The organism is Acutalibacter intestini (assembly GCF_034334985.1).
GTDB classification, from domain to species: Bacteria; Bacillota; Clostridia; order Oscillospirales; family Acutalibacteraceae; genus Acutalibacter; species Acutalibacter intestini.
Map to the genome: position 1 here is coordinate 20,106 of NZ_JAWXXL010000019.1, position 21,441 is coordinate 41,546.

The window sequence follows — 21,441 nt, forward strand, 5'->3', positions numbered from 1 at the left end:
AAAGAGCCGCAACCTCTAGGGTGCAGCTCTTTTCATTGAGTTTCTATATGGCGTCTGTTTTTAAATCAGGTTCTTACGCATACACGTCAATATTATACGGGCTGGGCGGAAGCATTTCCTCAATCATACTCATGGCCATGTCTTCATAATTATCCATTACCTTTTTGGTCATGGTCATGGAATACTCTGTTGCAAACCGAGCCTGGCTCATGGCCATGCCGGTAGCCGCAATACTGTTCATCATATCCATCCTATACCCCTCCTTTATCAAATAATTTGGCTGCCAGAGGAGCGGGAGATACCTGCCAAAACCACTGGCCGCTATTAGACATATTAATGTAAATATTATAGCATGACAGGAGCTGTATGTCAAGCCTTTTGCTCCTTCCAGGAAAGCTTTGGCCTACTCCCGGGTCTTTTTTACCCGCAAATAAGCTCCTGGCTCCACCGGCAGGTCTGTGCGCCAGTACGCCAGCATTTCCGCATGGGAGGCGGTGTCAATGGGCTCCCAGTCTTCGTTATATAAGTCATCCAGACAGGCCTGGACACAGCCGCCTCCTGGCTGAAGTACATCGGCCAGCTCCCCTTTTCGAAAGCGGTTCCGCTCCCGCAGCACCAGATAATCGCCACTGCGCCCTTCACACACAGCCACCACCTCATAATTCCGGATATACTGGCCGCGGTCTATGGTTTGTCCCGGCTCGCCCCCAAAATAGAACCCGGTGGAGTATGTCCTGTGGCTGATCTTCTCTGTCTCATCCAAAATTCCTTCTGGCAAAAGAGCTTCTGGGTGCTCAGCGAAAAAGTCGATGGCCCGCCGGTAGGCCGCCGTGACGCAGGCCACATAGTAGGCGGACTTGGCCCGGCCCTCTATTTTGAGGCTGGCCACCCCGGCCTGTACCATGGCGGGGATATGCTGGATCATCCGCAGGTCGTTGGAGTTGAGGATATAGGTACCCTTATTATTCTCTATAATAGCAAATTGCTGCCCTGGCCGCTGGCGCTCGGTGAGGAAATACTCCCACCGGCAGGGCTGGGCGCACTGGCCCCGGTTGGCATCTCGGCTGGCCATATAGTTGGAAAGCAGGCATCGTCCCGAGAAGGACACACACATACTCCCGTGGACAAAAGCCTCCAAAACCAGGTCCTGGGGCACATTCCGGCGTATTTCGCCGATTTCTTCCAGAGAGAGTTCTCGGGCCAGCACCACCCGCCGGGCCCCCAGGTCATAGCAGGCCTGGGCGGCAGCATAGTTGACAATCCCCGTCTGGGTGGACATATGCAGCTCCACCTCAGGCGCGTAACGCCGGGCCATAGCCAGTACCCCCAGGTCCGAGACGATCAGCCCGTCTACCCCGGCCTCTTGGCAGTGGATCAAAAAAGCCGGCAGCGCCGTTAGTTCCTGGTTGCGGGGCAAGGTGTTGCAGGTTACATAGATCTTTACGCCCTTCTCATGGCAGAAAGCCACGGCCCGGGCCAGCTCTTCTTCTGTAAAGTTTTCCGGCGCGGCCCGCATCCCAAAATCTTTCCCCGCCAGATACACCGCGTCTGCTCCATAGCGCACAGCGGCCTGTAGGCGCTCCCAGTCTCCGGCAGGAGAAAGTAGCTCGGGCTTTTGGGCCAGGCCTTCCCATTTTATCTTCTCCATAGACTTACTCCAACCCCGCCAGCTGCTTGTTATACTCGTGCTCTTCCGGGGTAGAGGCATAGTAGGGCTCACCCTCGGCCGAGTGGCAGAAATACAGGTATTCCGAGGCCTCGCTGCTGGGCTTTAGGGCGGCGTTCAGCGCCTCCACGCCTGGATTGCAGATGGCCCCGGCAGGCAAGCCCCTTACCTGGTAGGTGTCATAGTTCCCATAGCTGAGGGTTCCCCCTTTCTCATCCTTTTCCTGGGCGTTTTTATAAGGATAATACATGGTGGAATCACATTCCAAGAAGAAAATATCATAGTCCTCTCCATGCTCCAGGCGGTTGTGCAGCACAGCGGAAACGTCAAACATATCTGCCGTAGACGCGGCCTCTGCCTGAATAATACTGGCTAGGGTAACCACCTGGTCCAGGGTCATGCCAGATTCCGACACCCGATCCATCAGCTTTTCGACCTTGTTCTTGAAATTATTCAGCATCTTGCCAATAACAGAGTCCAGTTCCTCTCCCTTATAAAAATCATAGGTGTCGGGGAACAGATAACCTTCCAGCTTATAATACTTTCCTTCGCCGTTTAGGTCCTTTATCATATCATAGTTAGAGAAGTCCAGATTGTTCAGGGCATTTAAGAAATCTTGAGCAGAGCAAACCTCGTTTTCTTCCAAAATTTGCGCGGCTTGCAGGGCCGTAACGCCCTCGGGGAAGGTAACTGCCTCGGCAATTTCCAAATCATCGTCTCCGCCCACTAGAGAATTGAGCAGATACTCATAATCTAAGTTGGTGCCAATCTGGCGATAAAGGCCCGGCTTAATAAATTCCATATCTGAAGTGACCTTGCAGTATAGGGTGAAAAAATCCGGCTTGTTAATGGCCCCAGCCTTGTAGAGGATGTCGGCCAGCTGTTCCTCGGTCAGCTCTCCCTCTGGGATCTGGATGTCCACCTTGCCCTCTATCCGGCCCACCGCAAACACATCGTTGGCCCCGCCGATCAGGTAACTGGCCAGAGTAAAAGAGATCAACAATACCATACACAGCCATACCAGGGAAAACACCCGTTTATTCTTTCTGGCCTTTACACGGTTGCGCCGTTTGTGGGCCTTTTTCTCCGCTTTGCGCTCCTTTTCGGTAAGCACTGCCCGCTTGGCGGAAACCGGCTCGCTATACTGCGCCGGCTGGCCATGTCTTTGTCTGGGCATGGCGTTGTTCATCAGGTCCGCACTGCCCATCAGGTCCCGCTGGTCAATATTTACTTTAAATCCGCCGGTATTCTGTTTTGGCTCTGTATGCTGAGGTCTTTCGTTCATGGCTGTCCTTCCTTTCTTGGCGCCGTGGTCTTTTTATAGGAACCCCCGCCGCCGGGCTTCTTCTAGAAGCTTTGGCTGTATCTCCGGGTATGTCCAGGCCGAGGGCAGCTGGGCCGTGACCACGATCTTCTCAATCTCGCTGTGCAGCTCCCGCTCAAGATCCATAATCTTGGCATAGTAGAGCATTCCAAAGCTCTCCACGCCGTCGAAATTATCGGGTGCTGTCACCGAGTAAACGCATACCTGCTGGATGGTATATTCCAGCGCTCCGGTTTCTTCATATAGCTCCCGCCTAGCTGTGGTCAGAATGTCCTCTCCCAGCTCCCGGTGCCCGCCGGGAATCTCCAGGGTCTCCCGCCGCCGGTGCTTGCAAAACACCCATTTATCTTGATATTTGGCAAGGATCACCGCGAACCGCAAGAGCTCGTCCGCTGCCTCGTCGTAAAATTTCACCACCGTCATGGCTAACTCCTTTACAGCTGATACTGAATAGAAGCTCGAATCTCTTGCGCAGCCTTTTCCGAAACCAGGGCCGCCGCCAGGGCCAGGCCAAACTGGGTGGAGACCCCCATGCCCCGGGCAGTGATAAACGGGCCGTCCCGGACGACATATTCCTGGCTAAGCTTCGCGCCGCCCGCCGTCAGGTCCGGCTGGAACTTTGGAAAAGCCGTGGCCGCCCGGCCGTCGAGCAGCCCCTTATGAGCCAAGATAGAGGGTGCGGCACAAATGGCCCCAATGAGCTTGCCCTGCTCTGCACAGTGGTCGATAAGCTCCTGGACCCCGGCGGAATTTTCCAGGTTTAGGGTACCGGGCAGGCCTCCGGGCAGCACAACGGCCCCCAGGCTTTGGGCGTCCGCCTCGTCCAGTTCCATGTCGGCCACCACAGGCACGCCGTTAGAGGCTTTCACCGTTTTGCCGGTAACCCCCACCAGGGCTACCTCTACCTTTGCCCGCCGGAGGATGTCCACCGGGGCCAGGGCCTCTACCAGTTCAAACCCTTCTGCTAAGAGTATATATACCATCTTTGCCACGTTCCTTTCCATTTAATCTTTTTAATCTTTATATTATAAAATATATTTTTGAACAGAGTATGAAGAAGGGGCAATTCTTCTACAGCTCCAAAGCCCCCATGATTCGTTGATGAATTTCTTCCACTCCCAGCAGCTGGCCCCTTTCTGTGCATGGAACCACTCTCCACCCCAGGCGCTGTGCCGCAAAGCGGGCGCAGTGGGCGCAGCTTTGCAAAAAGTTTTTATCCTTTTCGTGGATGTCCTGCTTTGCCCTATCCCCGCCGTAGCGGGCCAAGGTCAGCTGCCAAGAGACCTCCACCGGCATGTCCAGAAGCAGCACTTGGTCCGGCCGGGGTAGGCCCAGCTTGCCATACTCAAAATCCTCTACCCAGGCCATGTACTCTCCCCAGCGCTCTCCCGGCAGCTTGCCCATTTGATACAGCAGGTTAGAGGTAACATACCGGTCCGCCAAAATCATGGTCCCGTTCTGGTAATCTTCCCGCCAGTTCCGCTGAAAGCTGGCGTACCGGTCCACCGCGTAAAAGCTGCTGGCCGCGTAGGCGTTTACCACCTGGGGCCCGCCGCCGAACTCGCCCCCCAAATACATCTTCACCAGCGCGGAAGAGGGCGAGTGGTAGTCCGGGAAGGATACCCGCCGCACTGGGCCCCGCTTTTTCAGCGCCTGTTCCAAAAGAGCGGTCTGGGTGGCCTTGCCGCTGCCGTCTAAGCCCTCTATCACCACCAGGCTCATAGGCTCTTCCCCATTTTCCCAAAGGCCGCCCGTACCTCTTTAACATGCCCGCAGCTCATTTTTCCCTCCGGGCAATCTCCCCGCAGACAGGGGGGGCCCGCCTGTTCAAAGAGACCAGGGGCCACTTCCTTTACCAGACGCAGCATTTCTGTGGCTAGGGCCCGGATCTCCCACTGGGCCCTGCTACAGCAGCGGTGCGTAAAAAAGTTCCGCAGCTCCCGGGCGTTCATGGTACAAATCAACTTCGTGGCACAGGCATTGGGTAAGACAAAGCGGGCGTCCTCTATGGCCATCTTCTCAGCCTTGCGGGCCGCCTGCTTTTCGTCCATTCCCTGGGCCAGCAGGGCTTTTTTGTGCTTTTCCTGCAAGATGGACGCCAGCCGGTCATAGTGGGCCGCGTCCTCTTCCATAGCCCGCAGAAATTCTTCCCGGGCCTCTGGCAGATTGTCGATCTCTGGGGGCACCACGAAATCAAAAGCCGCCTCCTTTACATAGCGCTGGCTCTGCACACTGTAGGAGGCAATGCGGTGCCGGGTCAGCTGGGCCAGCAGCGACCGGGACACCCCCTCCACGCCAAACGTGAAGCTGGCATGCTCAATGGGGCTCTCGTGGCCCAGCTGGGCCAACATATGAAGGAAATTTTCGGTTTTTTCAGGGGTCAGGCCGTCCATCACTGTGTCGATCCCAGCAGCGGAATAGCACAGCTTGGCCGCGCAGGCCACCGTGCGCTCTGGGTGGGGTGTATAGGCTAATAACTTTACTGTCATAGGATGTTCTCGCTTTCTCTCATGGATTTACTCGTCCTCTTCCCAGACCCACAGGGATCCCTGGCTCTGGCGGGCCTCGCTCCAGTAATCGTCCAGACCCACCAGCAGCTCCTCAGCGCTAAGCTTTTGATCTAAAAAGTCCTCCAGCCGCTGAACCAGCCGCTCCTCAAATCCCTCGTAGCTTTTATACATGATTGGCTCACTCATATAGCGGGTGTTTCCCTCTCGCAACTGCTCCAGCTCCACCCCCCGGGTACTATAGGCCAGCTCCGGCTCCATCATCAGCGCTTCTTTATAGAGGGGCATTACACCGCACGTAGCCGCCAGGTGGGTATTGTTGTCCACATTCGTCAGGTAGCATAGGAAGTGGATGGCTTTCTCTAGCTCTTCTGAACTGGCGCTGACTCCCCAGCCCCACCACTTACAAGGCACTAGAGACTGGCCGTTGTCTGTCTGCGGCAGGCCCCGGCCGGCCCAGGCCTCCTCTGGCAAAGCCTCCGCCAGCCGTGCCTCCGCCGAGGCGTCGGCAATCAGAATGCCGGCCTCTCCATTTAAAAAGGCTTCCACTGCTTGCTCCTGGGTCAGTTCTCCTCCGTCCAGGGCTGCCGCGTACAGTTTCCCAAACACCCCGGCCACATCCCGCGCTTTTTCGGCGGAGAACACCGTGGCCTCTTCCTCCTTGGCAGAGTAATAGGCCGCGGCGGCGTCCGCCAAGCTGCCCCGGCCCAGGGCGCTCCACAGCAGAGTATTAAAGCAGTCTCCGGCCTGTTCCCGGCTTAGGGCCAGCCCGCCCTGGCCCCCCAACTTTTGGTGGGCGTCCAGCAGCTGACCCCAGGTTTCCAGCAGAGCCTGGTCTGCTGGGAAACGCTTGTCCTCATTAAACTGGCCAAACCAGTCCTTTCTATAAAAAAGCATATTCTGCTTCAGGTCGGCAGGCACGGCAAACACCGGCCCCGCTCCCATATGGTGCATCGCCAGGCTGGTCCAAGCTCCCAGGCTGCCCTCGCACTGCCAGAAGTCCAGATACTCCGAAAGGTCTGCCAGTTCTTGGGCGCCGCCCTGCCCGCTGGCCCGCACCAACCGTAAATCAGCGTTTGAAGCAGTCCCCGCTGCCTGGAACAGCAGGTTTTCTTCTGTCTGGTCCAGGCTGGAACCCTCAAAAAGAATGTCTGTATTGGGAAAATCCGCCTGGTATTTCTCAATAATATGCTCCAGCTCCTGCAAATAGGCGGCGTCCAGCCCCTGGGTCTCCACCGTCAGGGTGGCGGGCTGGCCATTATTTTGGGCCCGGACCTCTATTTTATAAATAGCTTCCTCCTGCTCTTGGCAGGCAGTCAAAGCCGCACCCAGTATCAGGGCGGCCAGTATAAGCGGTACGGTTTTGCGAATCGACATCTATATCCATCCTTAAAATAAAAATATTCTGTTTGGCCGTTGGCCCTTCCGCGCCTTTACGGATCTCTTTCCTATTATACCTTGCTTTGCCAAAAAAAACAAGCTGCCCGGGAGAATCTCTCAAAGCCAGTTTCAAAACAGGCCCCCGGGGACAGCTCATTTTTCTTTAAAACCATAGGCAGCGGCCCTTAGTTTCTCTTCCAGGCCATGGGGACAAACAGCATGATCATGGGGAAGAGCTCCAGCCGCCCAGCCAGCATATCAAAGGTGAGAATCAGCTTGCTGTGCCAGGAAAAAGCCGCATAGTTACCCATGGGCCCTACCACGTCTAAGCCCGGGCCAATATTGTTCAGGCAGGCCAGCACTGCCGTTACGTTGGTCTCCAGAGAAAACTCGTCCAGGGCAATAAACAGGATAGATCCCACGGCCAGGGCCGTATACAGCGCCAGGTAACTATAGGTGTTCTGTATCACGTCCTCCTCTACCATTTGGCCGTCCATATGCACCTGAGACACTGACCGGGGGCGCAGCATCCGGCGAATGCTGCGCCGCCCAGACTTACACAGTAAGAGAATTCGGGCCACCTTTACCCCGCCGCCGGTGGAGCCCGCGCAGGCGCCGAAAATCATCAGCATAACCAAGAGAGTCTTGGAAAGAGCCGGCCACTGGTTGAAGTCCGCCGTGGCAAAGCCCGTCGTGGTCATAATGGAGGACACCTGAAACGCCGCCTGGTGCAGGGCCTCGCCCACATTGTGGTAAACAGACATAACGTCATAGGTAATTATGACAATACTGCCCAACATAACCCCCAGGTACAGCAAAAGCTCCTGGTTTTTCAGCACCTTCATAAACTGACGTAAAAGCAGCAGATAGAAGATGCTGAAGTTTACTCCAAAAAGCGCCATAAACACCGTACAGACTGTTTGAATATAGTGGCTGTAGCCCATGAGGCTGTCGCCCTTGATGGCAAAGCCGCCGGTACCCGCCGTGCCAAAAGCCGTGGTCAGGCTGTCGAACAAAGGCATTCCGCCCAAACACAGCAGAGCAATCTGCAAAAGGGTGAGGCCGATATAGATGGCATACAGGATCTTGGCGCTGTTTTGCAGCTTGGGCACCAGCTTGTCCACCTGGGGGCCAGGGCTTTCCGCCCGCATTACGTGCAGAAGAGAGTTCTTTCCCTTACCCATGGGCATGACCGCCAGCAAAAATACCAGCACCCCCATTCCCCCCAGCCAGTGGGTAAAGCTGCGCCAGTACAGTATTCCCATGGGCAGGCTCTCAATATCTGTAAGAATACTGGCCCCGGTGGTGGTGAAGCCGGAAACTGTTTCAAAGAGGCAGTCAATAAAATTGGGAATGGCCCCACTAAAAAAGAAGGGCAGCGCTCCTACCACCGAAACCGCCACCCAGCACAAGGCCACGCTGAGAAAGCCCTCTCGGGCACTGATCTGCTTGTCCTGGGGCTTCCACAAAAAACTGACCAGGCTGAGCAGCGCCGCCAGGCCGATGGTAACCCCCACGCCGGCAGCCGAGGCCCACTCTTTTGTAAAAAGGGAAATCCCCAGAGATGGCAGCAGACAAACTGCCTCTACCCGCAGAATATAGCAGATCAGCCGTACAATCATTCTATAATTCACTTTTCACAATCTTCTTTCTGTAGTTAATCCGCAAAAATGTCCCGCAGGTCTTGTATGGCCCGGTCTGCGGTGGAAACCACAATGACCGAGTCGCCCGGCTCGATAGTATCTGATCCGCCGGGAATAATGGCCCGCCCCCGCCGGTGGATACAGGCCAGCAGGGTGCCTGGCTTTAGCCGCAGCTTCATCAGTGGCTGGCCCAAAAAGGGCAGCCCCCGGCCCACCTGGAACTCCAGGGCCTCCACCTGGTCCTCTACCAGCCGGTGCAGGGTGGTGACAGAGCCCCCTGTTCGGTTGCTCATGGCCCGTACATAGCGCAGGATGTCGTTACAGCTTAGTTCTTTGGGGCTCACCAGGCTGCCAGTACCTTTGCCGTTAAGAACCTCGTTAAACTCGGTCCGGTTGATCTTTGTAATCACCTTATAGACGCCCAGGTAATTGGCGTACATAGAGATAATCATGTTTTCTTCGTCAAAATCCGTTAGGGTGACCACCGCATCTGTTTGGGCAATTCCCTCCGTATCCAGAATATTCCGGTCGGAACCGTCGGCATTAATAATCGTTGCTTTGGGCAGAATGACCGCCAAATGCTGGCAACGAGTGGGATCCTTCTCAATAAGCTTTACACTGACCCCGCTTTTGACCAGGTCGCTGGCCAAATAGTAGGCGATCCGGCTTCCGCCAATAATCATTACATCGCGAATCTTCCTCTGGGTCACCCCCAGGCTGCGAATCAGCTTGGCCAAGTTATCCGTAGGGGCGGTCACATGCAGGCGGTCCCCCTGCTTCAGCTGAAAGCTGCCGTCCGGGATGAACACCTGGTTTCCCCGCTGCACCGCGCAAACCAGTACCTGCACCTTCACCTTTTTGCCAAACTCCGTCAGCCGGCAGCCATCCAGGGGGCTGTCCTCCGCCAGCTCGATTTCCACAATCTCTACCCGGCCCTTGGCAAAGGAATCCCGGCGCAGGAAAGAGGGATATTGCAGCAGGCGGACGATCTCACTAGCTGTAGCAAGCTCGGGATTAATCATCATGCTAAGGCCCAGCTCCTCTTTCCAGTCATACAGCTGGCTGAAGTATTCTGGGTCCCGCACCCGGGCAATGGTGTGGGCGCAGCCCAGCTTGTGGGCCGTAATGCAACAGAGCAGGTTGGTCTCGTCTGCCGAGGTAGCCGCAATCAGCAAGTCGCTGGTGTCCACCCCCGCCTGGTTTTGGCACTTGATGGTGGCTCCGTTTCCCTGGACCACATTGATGTCCAATGATTGCTGGGCCTCTGCCAGAACCACTTTATTGCTGTCTATCACCACCACGTCGTGGCCCTCTTTGGCCAGCTGGGTGGTTAGCGCAAAGCCCACCTTGCCATCACCTACAATGACAATTTTCATTCCTATTTACACTTCCCTTTTTAGTAAGCAAGTCTCAATAAATCCACCCTATCTTACCACAAAGGGCCTCTCTCTGCAATAGGAAAATTTTTTGAAGGAGCTTTCCCGCGTCTTTTCGCAGCGCTGTACTTTGGCTATAACACTGCAAAAAAACCAACGTTTGTCTTCTCTCACCCCAGCTTCTCCAAAAATCGTTCCAGGTTCAGCACCGTTCTAGTTGACAGAAAATGTTCAATCTTCTCACATTCCACCAGCTCATTCTGGGTGCCGTTCACCACACATAGCAGTTGGTGTACCAACTGGTGCCGCCGCAGCAGATATTCCCCTACCTTCCGACCCGTGCCGGTCAGGGTAATATAGCCGTACCGAGGAAAGCTGATAAGTTCCCGGGCCCGCAGATTTCCCGCCATTTTTGACGCCGACGAGGGCGTTACATGCAGCGCGACCGCCAAAGCCGATACCCGTACCACCCCGGGGTCCTCTTGCTGCATCCGGTAAATCATCTCCAAATAGTCCTCCATGGACGAGGTAAGCAATCCGTGCTCCATCAAATGGTATCCCTTCAGCGTATAGAACCCCTCTTCCGCCATAGCGCATCCTCCCCCGGCCAGTAGCAAAATGGGACAACCGGAATATAGTGGTATCAGGAAAGAGTCTTTCCTAAAGGAAACTTTTCCAAAACCAAAAATATTTCATAGCCAAACTTATTCGGGAGCTGATGAAAATATGTACGAGAAGCAAGACCTTTCCAGCCTTTGTGCCGGCCATTTGGCGCGGGTAACAGGGCTTTCCGCCCAAGGGACCATGCGCAGGCGATTCCAGGACCTGGGGCTAATTCCCGGCACTGTGGTGGAATGTCTGGGCTCCAGTCCTCTGGGAGACCCCAGCGCCTACCTGATACGGGGGGCGGTTATTGCCCTGCGCCGCCGGGACGCACAGGGCATTTTGGTAGACACGCCTTATACGCCTCAGCCGGAAGCCCTTTTGCCCCAAAGGACCCGTCCTGAACAGGAGGCCGGCTATGGGGCTTTCTAGGGAATCTACCGGGGCCAGGGCGGCCGGCGGTCCGCTGGTCATTGAAAAACGGGACCCCGCCGACCGGGTGGTGGCTCTGGCCGGAAACCCCAATGTGGGCAAGAGCACGGTGTTTAACGCTTTAACCAGCTTGCATCAGCATACGGGGAATTGGCCTGGTAAGACCGTGACCAACGCCCAGGGCTACTGCCGCCACCGGGACGCGGGCTATGTGCTGGTGGACCTGCCCGGGTGCTATTCCCTGCTGGCCCACTCCGCAGAAGAGGAGGCTGCCCGAGACTTCCTCTGTTTTGGTGAGGCCCACTGCGCTGTGGCCGTATGCGACGCTACCTGCTTGGAGCGCAACCTGAACTTAGTGCTGCAAATTTTGGAGATTACCCCCAACCTGGTGGTCTGTGTCAACCTGCTGGACGAGGCCAAGCGCAAAGGGGTCTTGGTGGACCTTGGGGGCCTCTCCCGGCTTTTAGGCGTGCCAGTGGTGGGGACCTCCGCGCGAGAGGGAAAAGGCCTTTCCCATCTAATGGACCTGGTGGAGGGCCTTTGCCTGCATCCCCTGCCCCCCAGAGAGGCCCCCGCCGTAAAATACCCTCCCCAGGCAGAGGCATACATGAACGAACTGCTGCCCCATGCCCAGCGTCTTTGCAATGGCAAGGCCAGTCCCCGGTGGCTGGCCGCCCGGCTGGTGGAGGGCCTGGACCCCGGCCTGCAAAGCTCTCTAGTCCGTCACTTGGGCGCCAACCCGGCCGCTGACCCGGACATTCGCCACGTTCTTGACTCCATTGCCACAGACCGCCAGGAGCTTCGAGACGCCATGGCCGCGTCTACGGTTCACCAAGCTGAGGAGATCGCCCGTCAGGTCACATCTGGGGGAGGAGGCTACAGCCAGCGGGACCGGAAAATTGACAAAATCCTTACCAGCCCCCTAACAGGCTTTCCCATTATGCTTCTCATGCTTCTGGGGATTTTCTGGCTCACGGTGGCTGGGGCTAACGTCCCTTCTCAGCTGCTAAGTCAGGGCCTTTTCAGCCTGGGGGACGCTTTGCGGGGAATGTTTGTAGACCTAGGGGCCCCCTGGTGGCTAACAGGGCTTTTATGGGACGGAATCTACAAGACTCTGGCCTGGGTGGTCTCTGTCATGCTGCCGCCTATGGCCATCTTCTTCCCCCTGTTTACCCTGCTGGAGGACCTAGGCTATCTACCCCGGGTGGCCTTTAACCTGGACCGCTGTTTCCACTGCTGTGGAGCCTGCGGCAAACAGGCCCTGACCAGCTGTATGTCTTTGGGCTGCAACGCGGCGGCGGTGGTAGGGTGCCGGATTATCGACTCTCCCCGGGAGCGGCTCATCGCTATGATCACCAGTAACTTCATCCCCTGCAACGGGCGGCTGCCTATGCTGATTTCCCTGATCACAATGTTCTTTGTGGGCGCTGTGGGAAACTTTGGGGAAACGGCCCTTTCCGCCCTGCTGCTGGTGGGGGTCCTGGGCCTGGGCTTTGCCATGACCTTTGCTGTATCAAAGCTGCTCTCCCTGACCATTCTTAAGGGGGTCCCCAGTTCCTTCACCCTGGAGCTGCCCCCCTACCGAAAGCCCCAGATCGGCCAGGTCATTGTGCGCTCTGTCTTTGACCGCACCCTATTCGTATTGGGGCGAGCGGCCTCGGTGGCAGCCCCAGCAGGGCTGGTCATTTGGCTTTTGGCCAATGTACACCTGGGAAATGCGTCCCTGCTCTCTCACTGCGCGGGGTTTCTAGACCCCTTTGCCCGGGTATTCGGACTGGACGGCGTGATCTTATTGGCCTTTATCCTGGGTCTGCCAGCCAATGAGATCGTCATTCCGCTCATGATTATGGCCTATCTCTCCCAAGGAAGTCTGGTAGAGATGACAGATCTGGCTGCCCTACGGGACCTGCTGGTGGGGAATGGCTGGACCTGGGTTACGGCCCTGTGCGTGGTTCTGTTTTCGGTCATGCACTGGCCCTGCTCCACCACCTGTATGACCATTAAAAAAGAGAGCCAAAGCTGGAAATGGACCGCCGTTTCCATGGCAGTGCCCACTGTGTGCGGACTGGCACTGTGCTTTCTAGTGAACCTGGCCTGCGGCGGACTGGCGGGGTAAGGAAGAGCAGCGTCCACCTGGGCGCTGCTCTTTTCTCCTTCTCCTTTTTCCACAACAGGGCTTTGGCTCCGGTGCCTTTCCTGTTAGAAACTGTGGGATGGTACGCGGATTCAGGGGGTAAATTTATTGTTGGCAAAACAAAAAAGCACGAAAGCGCTGGGATTCCGCCTGAACACTTCGAAAGCGAGGAGGGCCTTTTGAACATAGAGAGAATGACGAATTTGGGGCCAGGGGAGGTCCATTTCAAGGAAAATACCGCAAGCCGGCCCGAACCCAGTTGACGAGGATTTTGGATGCGGAAAGCGGCCTATTCGGGGCAAAAAGACGGCGTTTTCGATGTTTCAAACAAATCCTAGATGTGCTGTACAATTTTCTAACCGAGTTAGCGGTGGTTTGGACCGCAAACAACGCGTGCTTGCGCCCAGCTTCCTCAGTCCACTGTTACGTATGGCCGCAGCTTTTCCAGCGTAGCCGGACCAATGCCATAGACTTGTTCCAGCTCGTCCACTGACTGAAATTCTCCCTGTTCCTCTCGGTATTCTACCACCCGCTGGGCCATGCGGGAACTTAGTCCAGGAAGCTCCTCCAGCTGCTCCACGGTAGCAGTGTTCAGATTCACCGGCTCCGGCAGCTCTTCTGGCGACGGAGTTACCACCTGGGCATTGGGGTAGGCGGACTGGGCCTCTTGAGCGTCCTGTGCCACAATGAAGATTTCTACCGGCGGGCTCAGACGAGAGATCACTTGCTGGGCCAGTACCAAAAGCAGGGCAAAAACCAGCAGGATCAGCAGCCTCCGCTTATCGCCGTTCACTGCCATTTCCTCTTTTCACCCCTGCCAGCAGTCCTTTGACTTCTTCCCGGGTCAGTTCCCGGTACTTTCCCTGGGGGAGCATTCCCAGCCGTACAGGACCAATGGCCGTGCGCTTTAGCCGGGCCACCTCCAGGCCCAGGGCCTGGCACATTTTTCGTATCTCCCGGTTACGGCCTTCGTAAAGGACCAGCTCCACCACCGCCCGCCCTGGCCGCTGCTCCAAAACCCGGGCCTTACAGGGGGCGGTCATGCGGCCTTCTATCAGAATTCCTGTGCTCAGCTTCACCAGCTGTTCCTCATTGACCCCTGGCCGCAGGGTGACCCGATAGGTCTTTGCCACATGGGTTTTAGGATGAGCCACCGCATTGGCAAAAGCCCCGTCATTGGTCATCATCAAAAGGCCTTCCGAATCCTTGTCCAGACGGCCCACCGGGTACACCCGCCCGGGCACATCCTCCACCAGCTGGGCCACGCAGCGCCGGCCCCGCTCGTCCTCCATCGTGGTGACAAAACCCCGGGGCTTGTGCAGTGCCAAATAGATTTTCCCCGCAGAGCGGGCCAGCCTCTGTCCGTCCACAGCAATGATGTCCCGGGCCGGGTCGGCGCTGTCTCCCAGCTTTACCGGCCGGCCGTTGACCGTAACCCTCCCGGCTGCGATAAGCTCTTCGGCTTTACGCCGGGAGGCTACGCCCTGTGCCGCCAATATTTTCTGAATCCTGCTTTTTTCTCCCATCCTTTATCCACCTACCCACCGGAAGAGGCCCCCCGGCTATTTATTTTCGGACCACTTGCAAAATAAACGCGCTCGATAAAGGGCACGGTCAAAGCGCGGGAAATCCACGGGTGACGTTTCCCCTGACCCAGCCGGGGCAATAGCCGGGACCGGCAGCTTGCAGGCCTCGGGGCGCCCGCCGCTTTGGCCCTGGTTCAACATGGAAAACCTGGACTGCTCTTTCCTTAGTCCCAGCCAAACCAGCCCTTCACCTTTCCCCAAAAGGCTTTCCAGCCGGTGGGCTCCGGTTTCAAGCACGGCGCGTTTTGTCCCACGAATAGCGGTAGACGGTAGAGCGCCTCTCCGTTTAACCAATACTGTACCTCCCCCACCTGCTCTCCAGCTGTTACCGGGGCGTATAAAAACCGGGGCAGCAGCACCCGGCGGGTTATTGCCTGGGCCTGTTCCAGGGGCAGGGTGGCCGCGCTCTCCTCCCCTGGAACCAGCTGGGTCTCTCCCTGGGTTCCGCCCACCACAGGCAGGGTTTCCGGCAGCCCACAGCTATGAAAAGAGGCGGTGGCAAAATTGGCAAAACCATAGTCAAACAGGGCCATGTGGTCGTCCCAGTCGTCCGGGGCGTTCAAGGTAACAGCCACCAGGGTAGTGCCCTCCCGGCGGGCCGCAGAGACCAGGCAGCGCCCCGCCTTTTTGGTATAGCCGGTCTTGACCCCTATGCATCCCTCATACATTTTCAGCAGCCGGTTATGGTTGGAATAGCTTATCTTCTGGGCAGGCTCTAAAAACTCCACCTGTAGGGTAGAACTGGCGGCAATGCGGGCAAACTCCGGGTTTTTCAGGGCCTCCCGGGCCAACAAAGCCATGTCATAAGCAGTGGAGTAATGGGCCTCGTCATCCAGACCCGAAGGTGTGACAAAGTTTGTCTCTGCCATGCCAATTTCCGCTGCCCGGCGGTTCATCAGCTGGGCAAAGCCCTCCTGGCTTCCGCCCAGGGCCAGGGCTGCGGCGTTGGCCGCGTCGTTGCCTGAGGCCAGCAGCATCCCGGCGGTCAAGTTTCGCAGGGTCAAACGGTTGCCTGCCTGCAAGCCCATCGAAGAGCCCTCCACCATCACCATTTCCTCGGTAATGGTCAGCTCTGGGTCGTCGGAACGCGCGGCCTCTTCCAGGGTCAGAAGGGCTGTCATGATCTTGGTGGTACTGGCCATAGCCAGCTGCTGGTGGGCATTGTGCTCATAGAGCACCTGGCCGTCGTCCGCTGAAATGAGGATCGCGCTTTGAGCCGAGACGCCTGGGGCCTCTTTTTGCGCCGCCCCAGCGGCAGGGCCCCCCAAGGCCAGCAAAAAACATAGGGCGCACAGGGCGCAGCTCCTCACCCAAAGGATTCTTTTCAATTCACATCACCGCCTCTTCTCAAAGAGTATGCGGACATGCGAAAAGGTATGACGGACAGGGGCTATTCCTGGGCGGCCGTTTCTGCTAAGCGGTCCGTCTCGCCGCTTTTCTCCCGCTTCTCCTCTTTCTCTTCTTTCTCCTCTTTCTCTTTCTTGAACAGGCCGCCCAGCATATCAGCAATATCCGGGATCTTCTCCAGGGCCCGGTCCACAGGGCTGAAGTAGGGCTCAATCTGAATCACCCTCACATTTTCCTTATTGATAGAGAGAAAGGCCACGGGGGTTACCGTGACGCCTGCCCCGCTGCCTCCAGCAAAAAGCCCCCCCGCGGGCTGAGACTTAGAGGGCAGGTCCGAGCCGCCGGCAGCGAAGCCATAGTTTACCCGGGAAATAGGAATCACCGTGACGCCGTCCGGGGTGGTAATGGGGTCGCCTACCACGGTGTTCACGTCCACCATTTCTTTAATCTTATCCATGCTGACGCCCAGCAGGCCATTCACTTTGTTTTCGCTCATATTGACCTTCCTCTCCGGTTTTTATTTTCGGTGCTTATTTTACGCTTTTTTGCCCCTAGGGGCTTTTGGGGGCCTAAGCAGCTGGAACACCCGCCAGACCGGCGGCAATGCCCCGAACAGCAACACGGCCCCCTCTTTCACGAGAAATGCGGGCCGGAAGGATAATACGGCCGAAAAGACCACCCGGTGCTCTACCCCGGTATAATCCATGTCCACCGTAATGCCCTTGTCCTTGCAGGGCATCTGGGCGAAAAGCCCCCCGCAGGCCCCGTACACCCCTGCCGAAACCTTGCCGTACAGCAGCGCGGCCCCGGCGGCATCCCCGGCCCCAGCCAGACATAGGTACAGGTCGAACTGCCGTAGCTTCAGCCGCCGAAGCAGCCGCGCAGAACACCCCCCCACCAGCCGGATCAGCTCGCCCAGGCTTTGCAAAAAGCCACTGATTCCCTTTCGGGTCAAAAGCCGCTTCAGCATTGCCTTTTTCCCCTCTCCATCCTTTTTCGAAAGCTTCTCCTCTTCTTCTTTTTCCGGGGACTCAGGCTCCTCTTCGGCGGTATTCTCAAGGGGCGGCAGCTTTTTTTTCAGAAAGAGATATTGCAGTTCTACGGAGAACTCCTCCTGAAAGGCCAGCCTCACCCGCACCGGCACAAAGGCGGGCAGCGCCAGAAGCATAAGAATTCCCACCAGGCGCAGAGGGAGAACGGGCGGCAAAAGCAAAACCAGAAGCACGCCCAAAATAATATACAACGCAATGGTGGCGGCTATCGCCATACCTGGCCCTCCCCTCTTTAAACCTGGATTCCCAGGCACTGAACGCTGCCTAAATAGAGGTTCTTACCTCATCTGTACGCTGAACCCCCTACTTTTGCAGTTATTTAGATTATTAGGCTTTATAGGCTGGTCTGCTCACTTTCCAAATTTTCTTCCAAGGCGCCCTCTGGGCCGCCGTCCTCTTCTTCCTCTGCGCTGCCGGTAGGCGGGGGCGGCAGCTGATCAATTGAGGCCAGTTGAAAGCATCGCAGAAAGTTCTCGGTCGTGCCGTATAACAGGGGCCGCCCGGGTAACTCCAGCCGTCCGCGCTCTTCCAGCAGATTCTTCTGCATCAGGCTGCTGATAACCCCCGAGCAGTCCACCCCCCGCACCTGCTCTACAAAGGCTTTTGTCACCGGCTGGTTGTATGCCACCACGGCCAGCACCTCCATAGCAGCCTGAGAAAGGGGGGTGTTCCGCTTTAGGTCCAGGGCCTGGCGCACTGGCTCCACATAGGCCGGATTGGTACAAAACTGGGCGCTGTCTCCCAGCAGCAGCAGGTGCACGCCGCTTTCTGGGGTATTATATTTTTCCTGAAGCCGGGTCACTGTTTCCTCTATGGCATAAGTGCGTACCCCCAGCACCTGGGCCACCCGGTCCAGGGCCACGGGCTCGCCCCCGGCGAAGAGGATGGCCTCGGTCTTACCCATCAGCTCGTCTAAATCCATATAGAGTGTATCGGCCCCGGGGTTTTGGGGGACCGGCGCAACCTGGTCCATAGCCCGGCGCCCTCCTTTCAATATTTTGAGACCATAGCGGCTTTCCAAACCAAACCGCCAGAGCGCAGAAAGGCTGCCCTTCTTTTTAGCTTGGCTTCGGGGCCAAAGCTCCTGGACCCCGGGGGCGGCCTAAATAATCTTTAGCGCTCTTTGCCTTCTCGGCCCCGCAGCAGCTCCACACGGCAAAAGTCCCCTTCGCCCTCTACCCGGACGCGCCGGCTTTTTACCAGCTCCAGTACCGCTAAAAACAGGGCAACGCGGGCCGAACGCTCCGTCTTTTCCGCAAACAAAGCCTTATAGGCTATAAACCCCCGCTTCCACAAGCACCGCAGCACAAAGACTGTCTGGCTGGCCACGGATACAATCCGGCTGGACACCAGCGCCGAAAAGCTCTCGGGCTTTGGCGGCATCAGGCTCTTACCCTTGCCCCAGGCCGCCCGCAGGGCCTGGCACAGCTCCAGCGGATGGTGAATCCGCTTGTAGGTATAGTCCGCAGGCAGCTCCTCCGCTGGCCGGGTGACCGTGTTAAAGGCCGCCATCTCCCGCAGTTTTTCTGCGGCCCGCTTGCACTGCTGGTACTCCAGCAGCAGGCCCGTTAGCTCCAGCCGGGGGTCCTCTTCCTCCTCCTGCCGGGGCAGCAGCGAGGCGGTTTTGATATATACCAGCCGGGCCGCCATCTCTAAAAACTCGCTGGCCACGTCCAGGTCCGCCTCCCGCATCAGTTGAATTTGCTCCAGGTACTGGTCCAAAAGCTCCGCAATGGGGATGTCGTAAATATCTATCTTGCTCTTTGCCACCAGGGCCAGCAATAAGTCCAGGGGACCCTGGAAAGCCTCCAGCTTATATTGCAGCTTATCCATTGGTCAAAACGCCCCAAACAGCCGGAAGGGCATCTCTGCCACCCAGAGAATGCCCCGGGTAAGGACGCTTTCCACCGCATACAGGGGACCCGAAAACGCCCCGGAAAACATTAGCACAAACAGTACCATAACGAAAATATTCTGGTAGCGGTAGTAGGTTTCCAGGGCCCGGTCGCTGAGAAAAGCCCCCAAAATCCGGGAGCCATCCAGGGGCGGAATGGGCAGCAGGTTAAAGGCAGCCAGGGTTACATTAACCGTGATATAGTAATTCAGCAGATGATAAATAAACTGGTTTACGCCGTTCACCCCGGTAAACCGGGCGGAAACCACCAGCGCGTTGGCCAGAACCGCCCCCAAAAGCCCTGCCAAAAGGTTGGAAACCGGCCCCGCCAGGGCCACAATGGCCATGTCCCGCTTCGGCTTTTTAAAATAGCGGGGATCCACCGGCACGGGCTTTGCCAAGCCAAACCCAAAGAGAAACAGCCACACCGTGCCCACCGGGTCCACGCTGGCCAGGGGGTTCAGGGTCAGGCGGCGGTCCAGCTTAGCGGTGGGGTCTCCCAGCTTATAGGCCACCCAGCCGTGGGCGCACTCGTGCAAAGGCAGAATGCAGACGATCACAAAAATGATGGCCAACACCTGGGCCGCCACCAGGGACACATCCACGTGGCCCCCGGCCATGATGGTCCTTATCACATTAAAAATCAAACTACGCCACGTTCCTTTCCCGGCCGGAAAACGGCCGCGCACCCTGTAAAAAGGCACGGTGTTTTGATAGCGGAGGCAGCGAAAGACCCCCGGGTAAAACAGTACATGGAAGGATTATAACCTATTTTTGGAGAAAAGACAATTCTTTTCAAAAAAAACTTGCATTTTATCCCCATGTCTGGTATAATCCATTTGTTTAAAGAATTTGAACCACAAAATATCTGCCTGCTATAGAAGGAGGTGCAGAGATATGGCAAAATGTGAATTTTGCGGCAAGGGCGTTTCTTTTGGCTGCAAGGTGTCCCACTCCATGCGTCACTCCAATCGGACCTGGAAGCCTAACATCCGCCGCGTAAAGGCAATTGTTGACGGGACTCCCCAGCGTGTATACGCCTGCACCCGCTGCCTGCGCTCCGGCAAAGTTACCCGCGCCGTATGATCGCTAGGCCGCGTCCACATCCGCATGAGCCAGGGCTGTCTATTTCAGACAGCCCTGTTTCTGTTTTTCTGCTCAAAAGCTGTCGTTAGGCAAATGAGCCGGCCCAGCTGGCCTTACGCTGGCACGGGCCTTAGGTTACGCCACGCAGCAAATGATGGGCATTTTTTAAAGAAACTGCTCCTTTGCCCCTTAAACGTTTTGGTAATAGGATGGCCTTACAGGGCGGCCGTGCCCCGGGCTCTTTACGCATTATAATGGGCCCCGCTGGAAAAGCCGGTAAAGCCGAATTTTCGATTAGGCCGCTTACCGCCCTGTTTTACAAAAACCATTTGATTCCATAGCTCTTTCTACGCCGCACTGACTATAGCGGCGGATTTTTTTCGTTGCGGCATTTCACTCCGTCATATGCACGTCCAGCTGGGGGAAGGGAATGGAAATGTTCTCTTTGTCGAAAGCGGCCTTTACCCCCTCCTGCATGGCAAAATACAGGTTCCAATACTCCTCTTGCTTACACCACAGCTTCATTACCAAGGTCACCGAGCTGTCTTTCCAGTCTCCCACTGCAATCATGGGCGCGGGCGTTTCCAGCACACGGGGATCTTTTTCCGCCAGGCGGGCCAGCACGGCTTTAGCCTTTTCCAGGTCCGCCGTATAGGCCACACCATAGCTTAGGTCCAGCCGCCGGGTGCCATTGGTGGAAAAGTTCACCACCACGTCGCCGGTAATCTTTGAGTTTGGCACAATGACCTCCTTGTTGTCATATGTAGCCAAAATGGTATAGAGAATCTCAATGCGCTTCACCGTGCCCTCATAGTTCCCAAACGCCAGGTAATCTCCCATTTTAAAGGGTTTGGTAAAGATGATCTGCATCCCGCTGACAAAGTTAGAGAGGCTTCCTTGCAGGGCAAAGCTGGCGGTAAGCCCCGCCGCCCCCAAAGCCGCCACCAGAGAGGTAATATTAATTTGCAGCTGGGCAATGGCACTGACCAAGGCCACAGCGATCACCAGGGCCTTTACCACCGAGCCGACAAACCCCGCCACCAGGGGATCTGCCACGCCCCTTTTTATGGCCTTTTTAGTAAGGGTCGCGGCCAGCCGGGCCAGCTGCCAGCCCACAAAAAAGATTATCCCCGCCACCAGCAGGTTGCCGCCCAGGTCCAGCAGCCAGCTGATGGTTTTATGAATAAACTCGTCCATCAAGACCCCTCCCCGTTACTGTTTTTCCACCGGCTGCCGCCGTTTTTTTTATTAGTAAAGAATAGAAAAATCAAATTAGCCGGTCCAAGCGCCACCTTTATTATACACACTTTTTCCTGAAATAGGAATATTTTCCGGAAAATTTCTCAACAAAAGAAAAATAGGATGTACGTTCCGGGGCTTGTGTGGTATAATATTCCCAGAGTATTTGCCG

Annotated in this window: 23 protein-coding genes; 3 read left to right on the forward strand and 20 right to left on the reverse strand. The window is 56.5% G+C overall.

From position 1 onward, the window contains the following. Window positions 1–73 precede the first annotated feature (73 nt). The 11 genes from U8U68_RS13555 to U8U68_RS13605 form a co-directional block, all read right to left on the reverse strand. Window positions 74–250, reverse strand: a complete 177-nt coding sequence (locus tag U8U68_RS13555; protein WP_322201651.1) for a YjfB family protein — start codon at window positions 248–250, stop codon at window positions 74–76. A 153-nt stretch (window positions 251–403) separates the two neighbouring features. After that, complete coding sequence (locus U8U68_RS13560) at window positions 404–1,648, reverse strand: peptidase U32 family protein (RefSeq protein ID WP_322201653.1); 1,245 nt, start codon at window positions 1,646–1,648, stop codon at window positions 404–406. A gap of 4 nt (window positions 1,649–1,652) precedes the next feature. Beyond that, window positions 1,653–2,951 (reverse strand): endolytic transglycosylase MltG, encoded by a 1,299-nt coding sequence (mltG, locus tag U8U68_RS13565; RefSeq protein WP_322201655.1) that lies wholly within the window; start codon window positions 2,949–2,951, stop codon window positions 1,653–1,655. A gap of 33 nt (window positions 2,952–2,984) precedes the next feature. After that, window positions 2,985–3,413: an NUDIX hydrolase gene (locus tag U8U68_RS13570; protein ID WP_322201657.1), complete on the reverse strand. Its 429-nt coding sequence runs from the start codon at window positions 3,411–3,413 to the stop codon at window positions 2,985–2,987. Between the two features lie 11 nt (window positions 3,414–3,424). Further along, a complete protein-coding gene (locus U8U68_RS13575) occupies window positions 3,425–3,973 on the reverse strand; it encodes a DJ-1 family glyoxalase III (protein WP_322201659.1) in 549 nt (182 codons plus the stop codon). A gap of 88 nt (window positions 3,974–4,061) precedes the next feature. Further along, window positions 4,062–4,712 (reverse strand): dTMP kinase, encoded by a 651-nt coding sequence (locus U8U68_RS13580; protein WP_322201661.1) that lies wholly within the window; start codon window positions 4,710–4,712, stop codon window positions 4,062–4,064. Next, a complete protein-coding gene (gene thyX / locus U8U68_RS13585) occupies window positions 4,709–5,479 on the reverse strand; it encodes an FAD-dependent thymidylate synthase (protein WP_322201663.1) in 771 nt (256 codons plus the stop codon). The genes U8U68_RS13580 and thyX overlap by 4 nt, the downstream gene beginning before the upstream one ends. A 27-nt stretch (window positions 5,480–5,506) precedes the next feature. Next, a complete protein-coding gene (locus tag U8U68_RS13590; RefSeq protein ID WP_322201665.1) occupies window positions 5,507–6,874 on the reverse strand; it encodes an extracellular solute-binding protein in 1,368 nt (455 codons plus the stop codon). 188 nt (window positions 6,875–7,062) lie between these two features. Then, complete coding sequence (locus U8U68_RS13595; protein ID WP_322201667.1) at window positions 7,063–8,511, reverse strand: TrkH family potassium uptake protein; 1,449 nt, start codon at window positions 8,509–8,511, stop codon at window positions 7,063–7,065. 23 nt (window positions 8,512–8,534) lie between these two features. Then, entirely contained in the window at window positions 8,535–9,896 is a 1,362-nt protein-coding gene (gene trkA, locus U8U68_RS13600) for a Trk system potassium transporter TrkA (RefSeq protein ID WP_322201669.1), read from the reverse strand. Between the two features lie 170 nt (window positions 9,897–10,066). Further along, the gene (locus tag U8U68_RS13605) at window positions 10,067–10,486 is read right to left on the reverse strand and encodes a metal-dependent transcriptional regulator (RefSeq protein WP_322201671.1); all 420 of its coding nucleotides are present in this window, start codon (window positions 10,484–10,486) and stop codon (window positions 10,067–10,069) included. A gap of 136 nt (window positions 10,487–10,622) precedes the next feature. Between U8U68_RS13605 and U8U68_RS13610 the strand changes: the two genes are divergently transcribed. After that, window positions 10,623–10,931 carry a FeoA family protein gene (locus U8U68_RS13610; RefSeq protein ID WP_322201673.1) on the forward strand — a complete coding sequence of 103 codons (309 nt, stop codon included), beginning with the start codon at window positions 10,623–10,625 and terminating at the stop codon, window positions 10,929–10,931. Next, window positions 10,918–13,047 (forward strand): ferrous iron transport protein B, encoded by a 2,130-nt coding sequence (feoB, locus tag U8U68_RS13615; protein ID WP_322201675.1) that lies wholly within the window; start codon window positions 10,918–10,920, stop codon window positions 13,045–13,047. Before U8U68_RS13610 ends, feoB begins: the two co-directional genes overlap by 14 nt. A gap of 430 nt (window positions 13,048–13,477) precedes the next feature. Here the strand turns inward: feoB and U8U68_RS13620 are convergent, their stop codons facing one another. The 8 genes from U8U68_RS13620 to U8U68_RS13655 all read right to left on the reverse strand — a co-directional run bounded on the left by U8U68_RS13620 (window position 13,478) and on the right by U8U68_RS13655 (window position 19,591). Beyond that, window positions 13,478–13,858, reverse strand: a complete 381-nt coding sequence (locus U8U68_RS13620; protein WP_322201677.1) for a ComEA family DNA-binding protein — start codon at window positions 13,856–13,858, stop codon at window positions 13,478–13,480. Next, on the reverse strand, window positions 13,845–14,591 hold the full coding sequence (locus U8U68_RS13625) for a pseudouridine synthase (RefSeq protein WP_322201679.1): 747 nt from the start codon (window positions 14,589–14,591) through the stop codon (window positions 13,845–13,847). The genes U8U68_RS13620 and U8U68_RS13625 overlap by 14 nt, the downstream gene beginning before the upstream one ends. Window positions 14,592–14,815: 224 nt before the next feature. Beyond that, complete coding sequence (locus tag U8U68_RS13630; protein ID WP_322201681.1) at window positions 14,816–15,979, reverse strand: D-alanyl-D-alanine carboxypeptidase family protein; 1,164 nt, start codon at window positions 15,977–15,979, stop codon at window positions 14,816–14,818. Window positions 15,980–16,041: 62 nt separating this feature from the next. Further along, window positions 16,042–16,494 carry a GerW family sporulation protein gene (ytfJ, locus tag U8U68_RS13635; RefSeq protein WP_322201683.1) on the reverse strand — a complete coding sequence of 151 codons (453 nt, stop codon included), beginning with the start codon at window positions 16,492–16,494 and terminating at the stop codon, window positions 16,042–16,044. 39 nt (window positions 16,495–16,533) lie between these two features. Next, window positions 16,534–17,265: a hypothetical protein gene (locus tag U8U68_RS13640; protein WP_322201685.1), complete on the reverse strand. Its 732-nt coding sequence runs from the start codon at window positions 17,263–17,265 to the stop codon at window positions 16,534–16,536. A gap of 119 nt (window positions 17,266–17,384) precedes the next feature. Next, a complete protein-coding gene (gene scpB, locus U8U68_RS13645) occupies window positions 17,385–18,023 on the reverse strand; it encodes an SMC-Scp complex subunit ScpB (RefSeq protein WP_322201687.1) in 639 nt (212 codons plus the stop codon). Window positions 18,024–18,163: 140 nt separating this feature from the next. Further along, entirely contained in the window at window positions 18,164–18,883 is a 720-nt protein-coding gene (locus U8U68_RS13650; RefSeq protein ID WP_322201689.1) for a segregation and condensation protein A, read from the reverse strand. 3 nt (window positions 18,884–18,886) lie between these two features. Next, a complete protein-coding gene (locus U8U68_RS13655) occupies window positions 18,887–19,591 on the reverse strand; it encodes a site-2 protease family protein (RefSeq protein ID WP_322201691.1) in 705 nt (234 codons plus the stop codon). 250 nt (window positions 19,592–19,841) lie between these two features. Between U8U68_RS13655 and rpmB the strand changes: the two genes are divergently transcribed. After that, complete coding sequence (rpmB, locus tag U8U68_RS13660) at window positions 19,842–20,030, forward strand: 50S ribosomal protein L28 (RefSeq protein WP_322201693.1); 189 nt, start codon at window positions 19,842–19,844, stop codon at window positions 20,028–20,030. Window positions 20,031–20,423: 393 nt separating this feature from the next. Here rpmB and U8U68_RS13665 read toward each other — a convergent pair whose 3' ends face one another. Continuing rightward, the gene (locus U8U68_RS13665) at window positions 20,424–21,227 is read right to left on the reverse strand and encodes a mechanosensitive ion channel family protein (RefSeq protein WP_322201695.1); all 804 of its coding nucleotides are present in this window, start codon (window positions 21,225–21,227) and stop codon (window positions 20,424–20,426) included. Window positions 21,228–21,441: the final 214 nt, after the last annotated feature.